This is a genomic window from Sphingobacterium sp. InxBP1 (genome assembly GCF_026191775.1).
In the GTDB taxonomy this organism is placed as follows: domain Bacteria; phylum Bacteroidota; class Bacteroidia; order Sphingobacteriales; family Sphingobacteriaceae; genus Sphingobacterium; species Sphingobacterium thalpophilum.
The window spans coordinates 433,858-452,872 of sequence record NZ_JAINDX010000041.1 but is presented as its reverse complement, the minus strand read 5'-3'; the positions used below and the strand labels follow the sequence as shown (position 1 = coordinate 452,872).

Genomic DNA, 19,015 nt, shown 5'->3' with positions numbered 1-19,015 from the left:
AAGGGGAACGGAAGTATGCCCGTTCGGACTGCAGCATTGGAGACAGCAAACCTATGGTACATCGGCATGATCCGCCGGACGGTGATAGACCGGACAGCTTCCGCAGACCATGGCCAACAGCGACGCCCCCCGGAGCCCAGGGAACAGATCCTGAAGACGGATTACCAGAGCCGGCAATACTCAGATAATCCTTGACAGTAGCATGGACTCAGCACGGTGGCTCAGCCCTGTTTCCGTGCTGAGCCCGTGTTGAGTCCGTGTTGAGTCCGTGTCCTGCACGCTCTCAGCGCCCCCCGGCCCTGTTCTCACTCCACGGTCATCCTGCCCCGGAGGCGGATAAGGCGCAGAGCAGCAGTAGATCCGCGGTGCACCGCAGCCCGAGAAAACATGGGGCAGCACCGACACACGCACTCCGGACACACGATCTGCTGACTGCCGGGCTGATACAGGCCGGAGGCGCACGACCAGCTATGGATATCCGGTCCAACGCCCAAACGACAATTTGGTAGAGGACAACATATATATTTAGATAGGCTTTACTTAGGGTTTGTTTAGGTTTAGTTTAGGTATTCGTTAGGTAAAAGCTAAACTAAACCTAACGAAAACCTAACTAAGCAATATGTAATATCTAAGTAAATATGGGACTTGGTCACTGTCAATAGAAAACCAGTTCATACAACATGCCGGACAGTGACAAGGCAACAAATACGGATGAAATTGTAAGATATCGTCAGGTAGTTGTTCATCAAAACATCGCGAACAGACTTTTAGCTACGAGGCAGACAATAAAGCAGAGCAGACAGGAAGGAATAGGCTAATTTTCATTAAATTTGATCTAGGTTAAGAAATTACAAAAAGAGATAATATTTATTTAAGATGTTAAAGATATTAGATACTTTTATTCCGATTAACATATTGGTCCATGATAGATTATAACCAACTTTTAAAACAGATAGAAGAATATTCTGGAACATATATCTCAGAAAACATATCGACATGCCACTGTTTTCACAATAGCTTGCACACCCATTCGGTGGTTCAGGCAGCTGAAGAGATTTCTTCATTTTATCAGTTGGATGAGGTGGATCATTTTATTGTGATCAGCGCTGCTTATTTTCACGATTTGGGTTATGTAAAATCTGACAACGCAATTGGTCACGAAAAAAGGAGTGTGGAGATCGCACTGGACTTCTTAAATGATAAAGGTATCCCCGAAGAGGTAAAGGAGAAGATTAAGGGCTGTATCCTCGCGACAAGAATGCCGCAAGAGCCCAATACCCTATTGGAAAAAATACTTTGCGATGCCGATCTATTTCACCTTGGAAGCGATGACTTTGAAAACAGAAACAAACTTATGAAGGCAGAAGCTGAAGCTGTTCTAGGTAAAGAAATCGATAAAGATATTTGGCGCGCAGGAACCATAAAGCTATTATTGAGTCACCATTACCACACGGACTATGCCCGGCAAAAACTTAATGCGAAGAAAGAAGAGAACTTAAAGGAGTTAGAACGAAAACAGGAAAAGTCTATTTCTAAAAATAAAGAAAGCAAAAAAGACGACAAAAAACCGAAAGAGAAAGACAGGAATGGGAAGCCCGAACGGGGTATAGAAACGATGTTCCGAATTACATCCGCCAACAACCAACGACTGAGCGATATGGCCGACAACAAAGCCAATATATTGTTGACAGTCAACTCGATTATCCTGTCGGTTGTCATTGCTGTGTTGTTTAGAAAATTAGACAGCAACGAACATCTCATCCTACCTACGATTATTTTGACGACTGCAGTCGTCGCTACGATGGTTATGGCCATACTGTCCACCATTCCAAAAATTCCTTCTGGAAAATTTTCAAAACATGAAATTGAACAGAAAACGGTTAATCTGCTTTTTTTTGGAAATTTTTACAAAATGAAGCTTGAAGATTACAACGAAGGCATGCAAAAAGTAATGGCCGACTCAGAGTTCCTTTATGGCATGCTCACCAAGGACGTATATTCCCAGGGTGTCGTTTTGGGCAGGAAATATAAGCTGTTACGTTATGCCTACGGTATTTTTATGTTTGGTCTAGTGATTGCAGTCATCGCGTTTGTATTCGCGACACTATTGTAAACTCACAGTTGACCTATTATTGTCATTTCTTCAATCGTTTTATCGATGAAAAAAAAAGACCTATACATCAACAGAGATATCAGCTGGCTTTCCTTTAACGAGCGTGTCCTCGGTGAAGCGGGCCGCCAGGAGGTTCCTCTTTTAGAAAAGCTACAGTTTCTCGCCATTTTTTCATCTAATCTGGACGAATTCTATCGCGTCCGGATGCCCGTATTAATGGCATGGAAAAAAATAAAAAAGAGGAGCGCCGAGACTGGCGTTCCAAACCTTGATATTGGAACCTATAAAAAGGCGGCCAAAATCATAGATAAGCAACAGGAAAAATTTGGAACGTTCCTGTCCGATATTATCCGTCAGCTGGCCGATGAGCGCATTCTGCTCATTTATAATCAACAAATTCCGCCCGAGATTGAAGCCGAAGTTGCCAAATATTTTTTCAATACCATTGCTTCCTATCTACAGATCGTCAAGCTTGACGAAGAGCTTTCTTTTTTTCCTGTCAACAACCAGCTTTATTTCGCGCTTTCAGATAGCAGTTCGTCCAATCTGTTCATTGTAAATATCCCTGCTGACCGAACGGGCCGGTTTTTCACCTGTGAGGTCGATGCCAAGACCTATGTTGTATTCGTTGATGATATTATTAAACTCTTCCTCCCCAAAGCGCTCAATAATAACAACTTAAAATTCTACTCCTTCAAAATCACACGGGATGCTGAACTCAATTTACAGGATGAGTTTGACGGTGACATCGCATTAAAAATCGAGGCTGAGGTCTACAAGCGGGACCTCGGCTACGCGACACGTTTTTTGCACCAGCCCAATTTTCCGGATCATCTGGTGGAAAGGCTGGCCTCGCTTTTCGATCTACGGAAAAGTAGCATTGTAGAAGGCGGTTTTTACCATAATCTGAAAGACTTCTTTGCCTTCCCAATTAAACGGGAAAAGCTATGCTATCCCAAACAACGACAGATCGAAGTCCATCAGGACTTTGGCCATTCTCTTTTCGAACAGATTGATCAACGTGATATTTTAATCTGCACGCCTTATGAATCATTTGATCCTGTTCTTCGTTTCTTTAATGAAGCAGCCATAAGTCCGGATGTAGAGGAAATTCACACCACCCTGTACCGCATCGCCAGCGATTCGCGCATTGCACAAGCACTGGCTAGTGCTGCAAAAAATGGCAAAAAAGTACACGTGTTCGTTGAGTTAAAGGCACGTTTCGATGAGGCAAACAACATACATTGGTCAAGACTCATGAAGGAGCAGGGGGTAAGGATCAGCTACAGCATTCCCAACCTGAAAGTACATGCCAAAATTGCACTTGTCAAACGAAAAAATGGACAGGAGACGGCATTGTTCGGAACCGGCAATCTAAATGAAAAAACAGCAAAGGTATATACCGATTATTTCCTGATGACGTCCAACCGTCAGCTGACCAGCGAACTAAGGCTTTTATTTGATTTTTTGCCCAGCAGAAGAAAGCCTGAGAAGCCAACGGAGATCCCTTTCCAGCAGTTGCTGGTCGCCCAGTTCAATCTTAGGACAGCATTCCTGTTACAGCTCGACGAGGCTATCCGTCAAGCTAAGGCTGGAACAAGGGCTTCCATAAAAATTAAGCTAAACAATTTAGAGGAAGAATCGTTAATCAATAAACTGTACGAGGCGAGTCGGGCAGGGGTACAATTACAATTATTGATTAGGGGAATTTGCCGATTGAAACCGCAGGTCACTGGATTAAGCGAAAATATTAAAGTAAAACGCATCGTGGGCCGCTACCTTGAGCATGGACGGATTTTCATATTCAGCTACGGTGACGACACAACAGTCTATCTGGGGTCATCCGATTGGATGAATCGTAATATTTATCGGCGCATAGAGACCTGCTTTCCGATTGTCGACCCCGACTTGTCCAGAAGGATACAGCAACTTTTTGACATACAGTTTGCAGATGATGTTGAAGCAACTTTTCTAGATGATCTTGGACAAAATGTTCCAGTAGACAAGCAAAGTGGCATAATATCACAACAAAGAATTGTTGATTACTTAAACAACTAATTAATGAAACCAGCAACATTGATGACAACATTGGCCTTTGGATTGACTGCAGCAATTTTACTAGCCTGCAACCCCAATAGGGGGAAAAATGGGAATTCAGGTGAGCCCTCCACCGTAACAGTGGATCGTGGGCAACAGCAGGGCATTCCCTACAAGCTATCTTCGGGCCAGAAGATAAACCTTCCGGATGAACTGCTTGAAATATCGGGCATCACATTTATTGAAGGGGAGGATGACCATATTTATGCTATTCAAGATGAGCAGGGATTGCTATTTACCTATAATCTAACGACACAAAAAGCAACCTATACCCCTTTCGGTAAAGATGGCGATTACGAAGATATCGCCAGCAGCAAAACACATCTCTTCATCCTAAAAAGCAATGGGACTATTTATTCTTTTCCCATCAGCGAAAAGGATAATATCAAAGCGGTCACAGAGCAGAAAGATCTTGTGCCGAAAGGAGAATACGAAGGTCTTTTCGTTGACAAAAGTACCAATCAGGCTTATGTATTGTGTAAAGAGTGTAAGGCGGATAAAAAACAACCACAGACCTCCGGCTATATCTTCACCATAGGCCCGGACGGAGGGCTAAGCCCACAAGGGGAATTTGCTGTTCAGATTGACGAACTGAAAAAGTTCGATCCTAAGATTAAAAAAACATTTAGGCCGTCAGCCTTAGCTAAAAAGCTAGACAGCAATGAATGGTATATTCTTTCTTCTGTTGATAAGGCGCTGGTGGTAACAGATGATCATTTTCACGTTAAATCTGTGACAACTCTTGATCCAAAACTTTTTCCGCAACCTGAGGGGATCACCTTTGATACAAAATTCAATCTCTATATCAGCAGCGAGGCGGGTAGTCAAGATAAAGGAATCATCTATAAGTTCGAAAAAATATAAGCATGAAATCGGCCTTACCTTTCTTTTTACTTTTCCTATCCTTGCATTCCTTTGCTCAGCAGCAAGACATGTCGGCAGGACATAACGGCCTTCCACTTAGCCCTGCAGTGATCAAAGATAGTATAACCGTAGTTGCCAATGCTAAGTACGGAACAGCGGGAGGGTTCAAAAGATTCTTTCTTGGAGAGAATTACCGAAAAGAATGGGCAGCTCCAACCACCCTGCCACGATTACAGCTTTCGAGGCTGTATGGTGGACTGACCCCCGTGAAACAGGGAGGGGGCATGCAATCCGTCTCGCTGCGGCTGCAAGATTCCAGCGGTCGTCAATGGGCGCTTCGTTCAGTCAACAAACGTACGGAATCGCTGATCCCGGAAGAGTTGCATGGTACCTTTGTGCAGGATGTTCTGGATGATGCAACAAGCGCCCAGCACCCGTATTCGGCCTTGATGATTCCACCTCTGGCCCATGCAGTCCATGTACCATATGCGCATCCAGTGATTGGCGTAGTCGCTCCGGACACGATTTTAGGTGAATATGCTCCGCTTTTTGAAAATACTGTAGCCCTATTGGAAGAAAGAGAGCCGTTAGGCGATTCGGACAACAGTCCAAAGGCGGTCCGTAAGATGCAGGAAGATAATGATGATGACTTTAAAGCCAAGGCTTATCTACGTGCGCGTATGTTGGATGTCATCGTTAGCGACTGGGACCGACACGAAGACCAATGGCGATGGTACAACGAGAATCAGGATACCGATGATAAGGACAAAGATTATATTCCCATTCCAAGGGACCGCGACCAGGCATTACGGGTTACGCAAGGATTGTTGATGAAAGACATTTACCAGCGTTTTGTAAACCCGGTCATGCAAGGATTCACCATGGGAATCCCCAATATCAAATATTCATTATTTAAGTCCAAATTTTTGAATGCCCATCCCAGCAACCAGCTTCCGCATAAAGAATGGTCGAAAGAAGTCAATCAATTTGTTTCCCGCCTGACGGACTCGGTACTCCGGCAATCGGTCAACAGTCTCCCCCAATCATCCATAGCGATTCGTGGCGAGCAGATTTACCAGACACTTCAGAGTAGGCGGGATGCGCTACCGGCGGCGATGGAAACCTATTACCGTTTTATCAATACTATCGTGGATATCCATCTTAGTGATAAAAACGAAAAGGTAGAAGTTAAAAGCACGGGCAAAAAAGGCCTCAAAGTGAACGTCTCGAAGATAAACAAGGAAGGAAAAGTTACCAAAACGCTAATGGACAAAACCTACGATAAAGGTTTGACCAAAGAAATACGCTTATATTTAGGCGCAGGAAGTGACACCGTTTTCGTCGACAACCGTAATTCGCCCATAAAACTTCGTATCATTGGCGACAGCTTACCCAAAACCTATGTTGTCACAAACAGCAGGTCCAACATAAAACTTTATGAAAACTCCAAAAATTCGCTCTTTTTAGGTAAAAAAGAGCGAATCAAGCTCCATCGCAGCAAGGACAGTTCAAATATCCAGTTTGTACCGGTTAACCTGTACAATTCCTGGTTACCTTTGATTACCGCAGGATACAATGCTGACGATGGTTTCTCCTTGGGCTTAGGTGCGGCGTACACCCATCAGCGGGGATTTCGGAAAACACCTTTCACCTACAAACAACAGATTACGGTTGCCGCGGCATTTAGAACAGGAGCCTATAAAATCCATTATCGTGGCGAATGGCAGGACGTTGTGGGCAACGCTGACTTGGTGCTCGATGCCTTGGCAAAAGCACCGGACAACACGCAAAACTTCTTCGGTGTCGGTAACAATTCCTTATTTCTAAAGGAGCAACATGGGGCAAAATATTACCGCAGCCGTTTCAATATTTTTAACGTTAATCCTCAGTTGAGATGGCATTCTGGATCTTCATTGCAGTATGCAGTAGGCCCACACATCCAATTTTATCATCTGGACCCAGCAGAAAACCAGGACCGCTTTATCTTAAATCCACAGGCCCTACACTCTTATGACAGCCTTTCTATCACCAATGACAAGTTTTTCACGGGGCTGAACGCTTTCCTGACCCATGACAGCCGCAACCGCAAGGTCAACCCCAGCAAGGGGCTATATATCAACGCAATATTGAATTCCTATCTGGGCCTGAATAAATACTCCCGCAACTCGGCTCAGATAAGTGGCGAATTCGCAGGCTATTTTAGCGCGTTCGACGAAGGCCTTATTCTCGCCAATCGGGTAGGAGGTGGTACCGTCATCGGAAACCCCGCATTTTACCAGTATTTATTTCTTGGAGGCCACGAAAATTTGCGGGGTTTCCGTCAGTATAGATTTGCCGGGGAGCAGATGGTTTATAATAATCTGGAAGCACGGGTGAAAATACATGATGTGAAGAGTTATGTTCTGCCGGGCGAACTGGGAGTCATGGGAATGTATGATATCGGCAAAGTATGGGCACATGGGTACAACAGCAATAGGATCCATCAAGGCATAGGGGCCGGCTTATATTACATTGTAGCGAATGCATTACCGTTACATGTTGTCATGGCCAAATCCAACGAAGGCTGGTATCCTTACTTTAGTACTGGGTTCCGATTTTAACCGTTCAACGCATGGAAATTAAGAACGTACAACTCACCAAAAGCAAAGGTGTTGTCCATAACAACGAAAGAAGGCTCAACTTCGAGCCTTTTTTCCGATACCTCGAATCCTTTACTCAAAATAGTGCTGCTTCGGATGATATGATCCCAGTGCTCGCCCTCGAACGGGTCAAAGAAATTGAGCTTGTCAGCGGCCGGCTCTGTAAACAGAACCTAAATGCTTATAAAGATATACTGCAATTGATCTATAGTTTATCGGTATCGCTTATTGACACCGATCCAAAAAAATACTGGGCTTTGGCCACTCCGCTTGCTGAAGAAACTTTTTATGGCACCGAAGCCTTTTTTGAGCTTTGCAGTCAGCGCTTGGCAGAGCAGGATATCGACGACCAGATACAAGGTGGGGACACATTGAGCAATCAGGAAAAAATGATCTATTCTTTAATTTTCCAGCGTCTATATGGCCTTCCTACACAAGAGAACAATAGCATCGTCTTTCATCACCTCGATACACGGGGCGAAATTATCGATTATTATGACCTTCATATTGACTTCAAATTTGTCGATATAAAGCCCCGGAACGAACTTCCGCATTTTGATGTAAGCCACCTCAGCCAAAACGCAGACGACACATCTTTATTCGACTGGAATAATGTAACCAGCCAGATCAAAATAGAAGACTTTGAGCTGTCGGGATTTACCATGGTGACTTTTAGAAAAAGTAGTTTAGCCCATACGCAAAAACGTATTCAGTCGATGCTATCGGACCTGGAAACGTATAATTACCATATTTTTCTAACAGAGTTGGAGAACATCCTTAAACCCATATTAAAAGGATCGGATACTATTTTTAGCCTATTTCCTTTATTTCAGCTCAATGGCCTTCCATTTTTTGATTATTCCATTACGAATAAAAGCGTGCTGATTTCGGAGACTTATGGAAAGGATGGTGACACAAATATCCATCCCCAAGTTGCAAACTATCTCAAACATCCGTATTTGATCTTTTACAACGCCATGGACGGTGTCAAAAATACAAAGTCTATTTTTGATGAACAGATACACGACTCTGGGGTCAAAACATACCTTTGTATTCCGCTGACTCACAATCATGCCCTATCCGGTATTATGGAAATCTACAGCCGTCAGTTAGATCAGCTGGATACCGAGACCATACATTCCCTGCGTGCACTGGTCCCTTTACTATCCCAGCTATCTCATGACATTACGATGCAATTTAAAAAACGGATCGACGAAATAATTATCAACCGTTTTACCACCATTCAGCCTGCTGTACAGTGGAAATTTAACTATGTGGCTGCACAGTACATACAGGGACTGGAAAATGACGAACAGAATGCGCATATCAAACCTGTCATCTTCGAAGATGTCTATCCTCTTTACGGCGCCATAGATGTCAAGGACTCGACGATCATCCGCAATGCCTCAATCCTGCGGGATTTTAGCTTTAAGGTAAAGCAGCTCGCGCTGTTGATTGACGAATTGTCCCGGGATGGCCGACATCAATTAATTCTGGACTTTTCCAAACGGGTAGATCAGATTACCGATTCGCTGGACCGTATCTCCTTTGACGAATCCATGGTTAAGATCATCGAGTTTTTCCGAAAGGACGTGCAGCCCTTTCTGGATGAAGCCTACAGACAGTTTCCGGCAAAACACGCGATCATATCACACTATGCACAACACTTTTTTACCAATAGGGAGACTGGCGAGTTTTATCGGAATGAATTTGAAACTTCCTTGCGCAGGATCAACCACCTAATCAGCAAGGAGCTCAACCAGTTCAACCATTTTATTCAAGGCAACTATCCATCTTATTTCCAAAAGTTCCGGACCGATGGCATCGAATACGATATTTATATCGGCAAGTCCATCACGCCCCAACAACCGTTTAGCAAGGAGTTTATCAACATCTTTCGACGCCAGCAAATCATATCGATGGCGAGGATCGCTTTAAAAGCCCATCAGGCAAAACAGAGTTTACCGATCGCGCTGGAAACTACCCAACTGATCTTTATCAACCCGCATAGCATTGATATCAGCTTCCGGGAAGATGAACGTCGGTTTGACGTGGAAGGCTCATTAAATATCCGTTATGAGATTATCAAGAAAAGAATAGACAAAATCCGGATAAAGCGGAGCAAGGAGCGCCTGACTCAGGTCAATAAAATTGCAATCGTTTATCTCTCGGACGAAATTTTGGAGGATCTCAATCTGAGTATTCAGGCCATATACGATATGGGCATCATCGAAAATACAATTGAGCATCTGAAGCTTGAAGAGGTGCAGGGTATCGCAGGTTTAAAAGCCATTCGTCTCACAGTGAATCTAAACTACAAAGATTTCTCCTAAATTTGTGGGAGGGTCTCTTTTCAGGGAAATGTTATGGCAATAATTTTAAAGACAGGAGGACGATGATAACGGATGCCAACTACTTTTATCTGAGCGATTTGCTTGGTACTTTATTTTTTGCAATATCGGGGACTTTGTCTGCCAAACGAAAAGACATAGATATCTTCGGCGCGGCTTTTCTGGGCTTTGTGACAGCCATTGGCGGAGGATCTATGCGCGATGTCTTTTTGAATTTACGGCCGGTCTGGGTAAACGACAGTAATTATTTAATTGCTATCTTCTTGGGAATTCTGATTGCGATTATTTTCAACAGGCAATTATACAGTTATTACCGAACCCTTACACTTTTTGATGCAATTGGAATCAGCTTCTTTACCATTTTGGGGGTACAAAAATCATTGAATTACGAAAGCAGTGTATATGCGGCGATCATCTTCGGTATGTTTACTTCGGTATGTGGTGGCATGATACGCGACATTTTGCTGAATGAAACGCCTCTGATTTTTAAGAAGGAGGTCTATGCGACCGCCTGTCTGGCAGGTGGACTGATGTATATTTTGCTAGTGCACCTCCACTTGGATGTATCCTGGGCAGCATTTATAGGCGCCGCAGTTGTGTTTATGATCCGCATGACCGCTGTCAAATATAAGTTGTATTTACCCCGGCTGGACTGAGGCGATGGCAAAAGAAAAAGCGTTAGGGGAGACTAACGCTTTTTCTTTTGCTGTGGGAATCGCATTTTGTAGCCTACCCGAATATTACCTTTAGAAATAGCATCCAGTTTGCTTTTCAGCATGGTCTTCTTCAGCGTGCTCAATTTATCGGTAAAAAGCTTACCTTCGATGTGGTCATATTCATGCTGTACGACACGGGCCGCCAGTCCAGTGAGCTCGACTTCGTGCTCTTCAAAATTCTCATCCAAATAATTGATCCGAATATTTTTGTGGCGCAACACATCTTCGTTGATATCAGGTATACTTAAACAGCCCTCACCAAAAGCCCATTTTTCACCGGATTCTTCAACCATAATGGGATTGATAAAAACCTTCTTAAAGGATTTAAGCAATTCTTGATTCTCCACGTCATCCTCTGCAAAAGGCGTGGCATCGATGACAAACAGACGTATGGGTAAGCCAACCTGCGGTGCAGCCAGCCCCACACCATGTGCGGCATACATGGTGTCAAACATGTCATCGATTAATTTCTTCAAATCTGGATAATCTTCATCTATCTCATCAGCGACCTTGCGCAATACCGGGTCGCCGTAAGCTACTATCGGAAGTTTCATATGTGTATTATTTGTTTTCGTTACCATAGGAATATTCCACGCAATATGTTTCCAGGCTGTGTGCAGCCCTGACTACCGGCATATTTCCTATGTAAATAAATATTGTTCTGCATTTATTATCTGTGATCAAGGGATCGCACTGCCTCCGGCTGTCCAAACGCCCGGTCTCTCCCTTAATCTCATTTGTATTCATGGGCATTCATTAAGGGCACTCGCACATTAATTATATTTTGCACAAAGGTACGGATAATAATTAAAAGCTAATATTTCGTCACAACTTCTATAAAAGTTACTTTTGCTATATGAATCCATCGTTTAAAGATCTGGTTAATCGGTTTGCAGCCGAACTCGAGCAGTCTCTTGGAGCAAAGCTGAGCCGGACCGAATGCGATGCTTTTATACAGCTTACCGCTCCTGAGACGACGAAGATCTTTCTTTATCCCGAAGAGCAACCGACGCGCCATCAGACCTCCGACCCGAGCATTCATATCGATCAAGATCAGCTGGAACAAAAATTCAGCCTTGTTATTCAGCGCATTGTAGCGAAGATAAAGAATAACCGGCGTATTTTCGCCCGGCACACGGTCGTTGCACGTATTGATAAAAAAGTGAGTATGCAGTTTCTCGTGGAACATCATTTACATGTTGCCATCCCGGGCAAGTACCGTTATGGTCTATATGAGCAGGGGGAGCTGGTATCTATTGCCGTATTCTCCGGGGGCCGCCGCATGAACGACAGTCCAGAATCTTACCGTTCCTTTGAACTATTGCGCTTTTGCAACAAATCGGGTTACAACGTCATTGGCGGGCTGAGCAAATTGATCAAAGCCTTTTGCGCGGATTTCTCGCCCGGTGATATCATGACATTTACCGACCGCGACTGGAGCCAGGACTCCTCGCTGGAAAAAATTGGTTTCGTAAAAAAAGAAATATCTGGGCCCATTCATTTTTGGGTAGACGCGACAGGTCGTTACCCTTATCGCAGTCAGGAGGAGCTCAGGACGTTGATAGCCGAACACCCAAAAGGCTTCCTCAAGGAAAATTTGGGAAGCATCAAGATGATTTTATATATTAAATAAGCTAAATTGTGTATATTGTACACTGTTAAATTGAAAAATAAATAATCAAAATAATAATGTTATGAAGAGAAAACTTCGCATGGGTATGGTCGGAGGTGGAAATGACGCCTTTATTGGGGCCGTACACCGTATCGCCGCTTTTATGGATGGTAAGATTGAATTGGTCTGTGGTGCTTTCAGTATAGATCCACAAATTTCAAAACAATCTGGAGAAGACTTATTTGTAGCTCCCGAACGTGTATATCTGAATTATGAAGAGATGATCGAAAAGGAATCTTTGCTTCCAGAGGGCGAGCGTATGGATTTTGTAACGATTGTTACTCCTAACTTTTTACACTTTGCGCCAGCCAAACTGGCAATGGAAAAGGGATTTGACGTTGTTGTCGAAAAACCAATGACCGTATCTGTTGAGGAAGCCAAAGAACTGCAAGCGACGGTTGAGCGTACAGGCCGTACACTATGCCTTACACATACGTATTCGGGATACCCCATGGTCAAGCAAGCGAAAGCCATGATCAAAGAAGGACATTTTGGAAAAATAAGAAAAATCGTTGTTGAATACCCTCAGGGCTGGTTAAGCCGTTTGACGGAGCGTGAAGGCAATGCTGGTGCGGCCTGGCGTGCAGACCCAAAACGTTCGGGAAAATCGCTGGTTATGGGTGATATCGGTACGCATGCAGCGCACCTTGCGGAATACGTTTCGGGGTTAAAGATTCAGGAGCTATGCGCTGACCTCACTACTTTTGTGGAAGGGCGCTTACTCGACGACGACGGTTCGGTATTGCTACGCTTCGAGAATGGCGCAAAAGGCGTATTGATGGCTTCACAGATTTCTGCGGGAGAAGAAAACGCTGTCCGTATCCGCATTTACGGCGAAAAAGGCGGATTGGAGTGGGCCAATGAGGATCCAAATAATCTGATCATCAAGATGCTGGATCAGCCGCGCCAGCTGTACCGTACCGGAAATGCCTATGCAGCTCCCTATACATTGAGTTCCTTTGCGACACACAATACCCGTGTGCCGGCCGGTCACCCAGAGGGCTTACTGGAATCCTTTGCCAATATCTACCGTAACTTTGCTTCGACTGTGACAGCCAAACGTGAGGGCAGGACACCTACCCCCGAAGAGCAGGATTTCCCGACAGTATACGACGGCGTAAGAGGTATGGCCTTTATCGATACCGTAGTTAAAAATAGCGAGGGAACAGAAAAATGGACTAAATTTGTCGTGTGATAGACAGATTAAACCATATACTTTCTCTTTTGGGGCACAGCGTGACCTCAAGAGAGAAAGTTATTGTTATCCTTGGCCCCACGGCATCCGGAAAAACAAAATTGGCCGTACAGCTTGCCCAGCAGATAAACGGTGAAATTATCAGCGCTGATTCGAGACAGATCTACCGCCATATGGATATTGGCACGGGGAAAGATCTGGCAGAATACCAGGATATTCCTTATCATCTCATCAATATTCGGGAACCCGGAGAACACTATAATCTCGGCCATTTCATTAACGATTTTCATCACGCTTACCAATCCATTTTAAAGAGAGGCAAACAGGCGATTCTATGCGGTGGTACGGGTTTATATCTACAGAGTGTCATCCAGCAGAATCCGTATGCACAGATCCCTAGCATAGCAGGTTTCAAAGAGGCTCTGGCTGACCAGCCAACGTCAGTTTTGCAGGAGCGCTTGGATGATTATGATGTTCCGGCCGACTTTCGGGTAGACCGTTCAACCAAAAAGCGGATTATCCGAGCTATTGAAATCATGGAGTTCTTTCAACAACATCCGGGCTTTGCCATCCAACAAAAGAGCCTGGATACGATAGTCTTCGGGCTCAACCCTTCCCTTGAACAACGGCGGGCCAGTATTAGCGGAAGACTTCGGCAAAGACTACACACGGGATTTCTAGAGGAGGTGCAACAGCTGCTAACCGCCGGGATCTCTCACGAGCAATTGCAATACTATGGCCTTGAATATAAATACGCCTCCTTGTATTTATTGGGGCAGATGGATCATGAAAGCTTTGTTACAAAACTGGAGACCGAAATCCACCGTTACGCCAAACGGCAGATGACCTATTTCCGGAAAATGGAGAAAGATGGCATCCGGATCCATTGGATATAACAAAAAAGGGCTAGCATCACTGCTAACCCTTTTCGTTAATCTCTTTCTATTATAACTTGATTTCCTCATCTTTTGCGTTGAAGAAGTGGAATTCAGTTAGATAATATGACGTCATTGGATTTACTTTGATCCATTTACCGTACTTCATAAACCATTTCATTCTTTTTGAGATCAGACCAGACTTAATGTAGGCGTCTATATAAGGGTGAACACATAAGGTCACCTTTTTTTCGTTCTGTTCCTGAAGAATAAAACTCAAATTATTTTCTATATCATCCATCAGGACAATACTTGAGCGGATTTCACCTGTACCATCACAAGCGGGACATTTCTCATTTGTGACGATATTCATTTCAGGCCTTACGCGCTGACGGGTGATCTGCACCAAACCAAATTTGCTGGGTGGTAAAATCGTATGTCGCGCTCTATCCGAAGCCATACACTCTTTTAAGAACGTATACAACTCTTTTCGATGATTGGGTTTATGCATATCGATAAAATCGATGACTACAATTCCACCCATATCACGCAAGCGCAGTTGTCGCGCAATTTCCTTTGCTGCTTCCATATTGACCAGCAATGCGTTGTCTTCCTGATTCTCCTTATTGGCAGAGCGGTTACCACTATTGACATCGATGACATGAAGGGCTTCCGTATGCTCGATGACAAGATACGCGCCACCCGGTAATGTTACCGTTTTGCCAAAAGCTGCCTTGATTTGCTTCTCAACTCCAAAATGGTCAAAAATCGGTTCTTTATGTTTGTAAAGCTTCACAATTTTTTCCAGATCCGGAGATATATCGTGTATATATGATTTTGTTTCTTCGAAGATCGAAGGATCATTAACATAAATATGCGAAAACTCGTCTGTCAAGATATCGCGGAGAATAGTGGATGCACGATCCATTTCACCGAGAACCTTTTGAGGCGGTTCAGCATTCCGAAGACGTTTGGTAAATAGCTCCCATTTTGAGATCAGGTCCAATAGATCACGTTGCAGCTCTTCGACGCCTTTACCTTCAGAGACGGTACGGATAATTACACCAAAGTTTGGTGGTTTTATTCCTTCCACAATCTTCTTGAGACGGTTGCGTTCATTGCTACCTTTGATACGTTTGGAAATGGAAACAGTACTTGAGAAAGGCACCAAAACGACAAAACGACCGGCTATTGAAAGGTCTGAACTCAGACGAGGTCCTTTTGTTGAGATGGGTTCTTTGGCGATTTGTACTGGCACAAGCATGTTCTTGCTCAAGACATCAGAGATCTTGCCAGCTTTATCGATATCCTTTTCAAGTTTTAAACTATTGAGCAGTTTCTCTTGATAACTGCCATTCTTCACTATACGCGTAAGTTTGAGCAACGACTGCACTTGGGGACCCAGATCCAGATAATGTAGGAAAGCGTCCTTTTCGTAGCCCACATCTACGAACGCCGCGTTTAATCCCGGCATAATCCGCTTGATACGTCCGAGATAGATATCTCCGACAGCAAAATTATTATTGGCGGGTTCGCGGTTAAGCTCAACCAGCTGCTTGTCTTGTAGTAAAGCAATAGTTACCCCTTTATCAGGAGTTGAATCGATAATTAATTCCTTTACCAAAAGCTACTCATTTTTGATGCCTATGCGATATGCTACCGCAATTTTAGGCATCCGATTAAACATTTTAAAGAACGTTGTTACGAAAAAAACAATCTACATACCCTGAAAGACATGTAGATCGTTTCGTAAAAGCTATCTCAGCAAAATGGGCCAAGATGTTTAAAAGCTTATCACAAGACTATTTTTTCTTGTGTCTATTTTTTCTTAAACGTTTTTTACGCTTGTGAGTAGCCATCTTGTGTCTTTTTCTTTTTTTTCCGCTTGGCATAGCTAAATTTTTTAATGATTATAAATAATAAATTAATTACTTGCTCAATTCCGCGATCTTTCGATCGATGAATTGTGATAGGGACGGATCAGCTGCCAGTTCCTTACTTTTTTGAAAAGCAGTTATAGCATCATTTTTCATCCCAATATTTTCATAGCCTGTGGCTAAGTAAAAGTATGACTCTGCATCGGGTTTCTGATCGATGACGGTCTTAAAACGCTCGATGGCTTTGTCAAACTGACGGGACTGTAGAGAAAACAATCCCAAAGTTTTGTTTGCTTCTAAATTTTTAGGATCAGCGGCTACAACCTCCCGCAATAAGGCAATACCTGCCATTGGATTGTTTGTACCTGACACCATTGCGGCACCTAATCCTGTTTTTGCATCCAGACTACTTGAATTGGCTTTTAACGCAGCCTCATATGCACGGATGGCATTTTGGTTCAACGCCTGAGCTAAAGTAGAATCCTGCAGATTTGTATAAGCAGTACGATAAGCATTACCCGCTTTCAGCCAATAATCAAATTTGGGTGAAAGCTTGGCCATCTCCTCATAGACAAATGCCTGAGGGGCAGGCTTTGCAACATCGTCCCACTTATTTGCCAACTGTTGCAACAGCTTTATCTTCTCTTCGCCAGAAGCCTTTGCAACCTGGGCCTCAATATCGGAAATTTCTTTGACTAAACTAGCATCTAACCCCTGTTTTGTCATCGAAGAGATATTTTCCAGGTTCACTTCGTTGGAAGGTTCGGATTCAGATGCTGCAGCAGTGTGTTTTTCTTTGTCCACCAAACCTTTAATAGGTTGCGCAAAAAGCACTGCAACCAACGCTACGACTGCTCCGACTACTATTATCTGTTTGGTTTTCGCCATTTTAATCTATTTTAAAGATTATTTATTGCCATTTTTTACTTTCTCAACGAAAATTTTAGCTGGCTTGAAGCTAGGAACAAAGTGTTCTGGAATAATGATTGCTGTATTTTTTGAAATGTTTCTTGCAGTCTTCTCAGCTCTTTTTTTGACTACGAAGCTACCAAAACCTCTTACATATACATTTTCTCCGCCGATCATTGCGTTTTTGACCACTTTAAAGAACGCCTCTACGGTCTCTTGAACATCTACCTTCTCTAAGCCAGTTTTGTTAGAGATTTCTGCAATAATTTCTGCTTTAGTCATATCTATTTTACTGTAATTATTTATTTTTCAACCCTTAAGCCAACTAATGTTTGGGGATGCAAAAGTATTGTTTTAAAATGAGGAATGGAAATTATTTAAATACTTTTTTGATAAATACGCCTCCAAAAGCCAAACATTTACAATCAATTAACCTTATTTTACCACAAACGGTCTGCTAAATAGAATCCAAAAATAAGAACAATTCTCTAATTTACAACAAGTTGATCCAATGCTTGTCACAGAAAAATCAAGATATGCTCATCGCCTTGCCCAGGAGTTCCAAATCTTCCGGTTTATGGTGTGCATTGATGACAATCCGATTCAATAGAGGATCTGTGGGCAAGGGATACGGAAAACTCGACACCAGTATTCCGGCCTCCACTAGCCTTGTATAGAGCCCGGTATCTTGCGATGAAAAAACTGGGAAGTGAGGTATTGACTTTAAGTTACACTTTCCAGCGCTAACATTCGCAAAGTGAAGAATATTCGCCTGTAATCTTTCAAATTGTTGCCTATAAATGTGTTCACCATGTACAAAGGCGTGGAGCGCGGCGGGAGAACTTGGCGATGCGCCGGTATAGAAGTTGGATCTCCTGAATGCCTCTATACGCTTCTTATTCGCCAAAATCAAGCCTGCGTCGGTAGCTAGGCCCTTTGCCAATGAAGCCACAACAATCAGCTCGATATTTCCTTCCGGAAGTTCTTGAGGAAGCAAAGAAAGTCCATCTTTATATAATACACCGATACCGTGAGAATCGTCCAGCAATAGCACAACTTTTTTTTCCTTTGAAATCCGGCTAAAAATGCTAAAGTCATACCGCATCGGTTTCATGTTATCCAGGCTATTGCTGATGATAACAAATGATGTTTCCGATGCCTGGTTAATATAGTCGACGGTTTGCTTACGCCAATTCTCAAAATTGCCGCTGACATCAGGGTTTTGATTTTTCCACAGGGAAGGGTGACAGGAGGGGGCATACAGCAGTTCGCCCTCTGCTGATAATGCTTTTACGACAAATTGTGCCGCAAGATAACCACTTGACAGCAGCAAGCTGTATTCAAAACCAAAGCGCTGTGCGGCATATTGTTCGGCCTCGTCAAATATCGCCTGCTGAACATTATTACTGCGCGAGGTTCCATTGTTAATACCGTACCGCTTTAGTCCCTCAATAAAAAGTTCGGTATATTCGGGATTGGTTGCCAAACCCAAATAAGAAGTTCCTCCGAAAAAAAGGTATTCTCTTCCGTCTAGATATATGGTTCGCCCGGTAGGCTGATTAAGCTTCGTAAAATCCTTCATCTGCAAAATTCTCATGAGCAATACTTTCTGCCTGCAGGGCAGAGACCAGTTATTGCACTCAATATTACACATTTTAACCCAATAAATAAGATAGGATCTCGATCATGTCTGCTGCAGATCACCTA

The 19,015-nt window shown here is 43.4% G+C and carries 16 protein-coding genes; 10 read left to right on the top strand and 6 right to left on the bottom strand.

Annotation, left to right across the window (positions count from 1 at the left end):
* On the top strand, positions 1-188 hold a 188-nt coding region (locus K7A41_RS07680), incomplete at its 5' end, for a hypothetical protein (protein WP_265713225.1).
* Here the strand turns inward: K7A41_RS07680 and K7A41_RS07675 are convergent.
* Positions 181-462, bottom strand: a complete 282-nt coding sequence (locus K7A41_RS07675) for a hypothetical protein (RefSeq protein WP_265713224.1) — start codon at positions 460-462, stop codon at positions 181-183. The genes K7A41_RS07680 and K7A41_RS07675 overlap by 8 nt on opposite strands.
* A gap of 460 nt (positions 463-922) precedes the next feature.
* On the opposite strand from K7A41_RS07675, the gene K7A41_RS07670 reads away from it, so the two are divergent.
* The 6 genes from K7A41_RS07670 (at position 923) to K7A41_RS07645 (ending at position 10,720) form a co-directional block, all read left to right on the top strand.
* Entirely contained in the window at positions 923-2,113 is a 1,191-nt protein-coding gene (locus K7A41_RS07670; protein ID WP_265713223.1) for a Pycsar system effector family protein, read from the top strand.
* 45 nt (positions 2,114-2,158) lie between these two features.
* A complete protein-coding gene (gene ppk1, locus K7A41_RS07665; protein ID WP_265713222.1) occupies positions 2,159-4,171 on the top strand; it encodes a polyphosphate kinase 1 in 2,013 nt (670 codons plus the stop codon).
* Between the two features lie 3 nt (positions 4,172-4,174).
* On the top strand, positions 4,175-5,074 hold the full coding sequence (locus K7A41_RS07660) for a hypothetical protein (RefSeq protein ID WP_265713221.1): 900 nt from the start codon (positions 4,175-4,177) through the stop codon (positions 5,072-5,074).
* A 2-nt stretch (positions 5,075-5,076) separates the two neighbouring features.
* On the top strand, positions 5,077-7,674 hold the full coding sequence (locus K7A41_RS07655; RefSeq protein ID WP_265713220.1) for a BamA/TamA family outer membrane protein: 2,598 nt from the start codon (positions 5,077-5,079) through the stop codon (positions 7,672-7,674).
* 11 nt (positions 7,675-7,685) lie between these two features.
* Entirely contained in the window at positions 7,686-10,046 is a 2,361-nt protein-coding gene (locus K7A41_RS07650; RefSeq protein ID WP_265713219.1) for a GAF domain-containing protein, read from the top strand.
* Between the two features lie 62 nt (positions 10,047-10,108).
* Entirely contained in the window at positions 10,109-10,720 is a 612-nt protein-coding gene (locus K7A41_RS07645) for a trimeric intracellular cation channel family protein (RefSeq protein WP_037533980.1), read from the top strand.
* A 32-nt stretch (positions 10,721-10,752) separates the two neighbouring features.
* On the opposite strand, the gene def is transcribed toward K7A41_RS07645, so the two are convergent.
* A complete protein-coding gene (def, locus tag K7A41_RS07640; RefSeq protein WP_028071170.1) occupies positions 10,753-11,334 on the bottom strand; it encodes a peptide deformylase in 582 nt (193 codons plus the stop codon).
* A gap of 302 nt (positions 11,335-11,636) precedes the next feature.
* Between def and K7A41_RS07635 the strand changes: the two genes are divergently transcribed.
* From K7A41_RS07635 to miaA, 3 genes are all read left to right on the top strand, one after another.
* The gene (locus K7A41_RS07635; RefSeq protein ID WP_265713218.1) at positions 11,637-12,413 is read left to right on the top strand and encodes a hypothetical protein; all 777 of its coding nucleotides are present in this window, start codon (positions 11,637-11,639) and stop codon (positions 12,411-12,413) included.
* Positions 12,414-12,474: 61 nt separating this feature from the next.
* Positions 12,475-13,647, top strand: coding sequence for a Gfo/Idh/MocA family protein (locus K7A41_RS07630; RefSeq protein WP_265713217.1), 1,173 nt, complete (start codon positions 12,475-12,477; stop codon positions 13,645-13,647).
* Complete coding sequence (gene miaA, locus K7A41_RS07625; protein ID WP_265713216.1) at positions 13,644-14,543, top strand: tRNA (adenosine(37)-N6)-dimethylallyltransferase MiaA; 900 nt, start codon at positions 13,644-13,646, stop codon at positions 14,541-14,543. Before K7A41_RS07630 ends, miaA begins: the two co-directional genes overlap by 4 nt.
* A 49-nt stretch (positions 14,544-14,592) precedes the next feature.
* Here the strand turns inward: miaA and K7A41_RS07620 are convergent, their stop codons facing one another.
* The 4 genes from K7A41_RS07620 to K7A41_RS07600 all read right to left on the bottom strand — a co-directional run bounded on the left by K7A41_RS07620 (position 14,593) and on the right by K7A41_RS07600 (position 18,905).
* Positions 14,593-16,146, bottom strand: a complete 1,554-nt coding sequence (locus K7A41_RS07620; RefSeq protein ID WP_028071167.1) for an Rne/Rng family ribonuclease — start codon at positions 16,144-16,146, stop codon at positions 14,593-14,595.
* A gap of 304 nt (positions 16,147-16,450) precedes the next feature.
* The gene (locus K7A41_RS07610; RefSeq protein WP_265713213.1) at positions 16,451-17,287 is read right to left on the bottom strand and encodes a tetratricopeptide repeat protein; all 837 of its coding nucleotides are present in this window, start codon (positions 17,285-17,287) and stop codon (positions 16,451-16,453) included.
* An 18-nt stretch (positions 17,288-17,305) separates the two neighbouring features.
* Positions 17,306-17,590, bottom strand: a complete 285-nt coding sequence (locus K7A41_RS07605; RefSeq protein WP_028071165.1) for an HU family DNA-binding protein — start codon at positions 17,588-17,590, stop codon at positions 17,306-17,308.
* Between the two features lie 247 nt (positions 17,591-17,837).
* Positions 17,838-18,905: an aminotransferase class I/II-fold pyridoxal phosphate-dependent enzyme gene (locus tag K7A41_RS07600; RefSeq protein WP_265713212.1), complete on the bottom strand. Its 1,068-nt coding sequence runs from the start codon at positions 18,903-18,905 to the stop codon at positions 17,838-17,840.
* Positions 18,906-19,015: the final 110 nt, after the last annotated feature.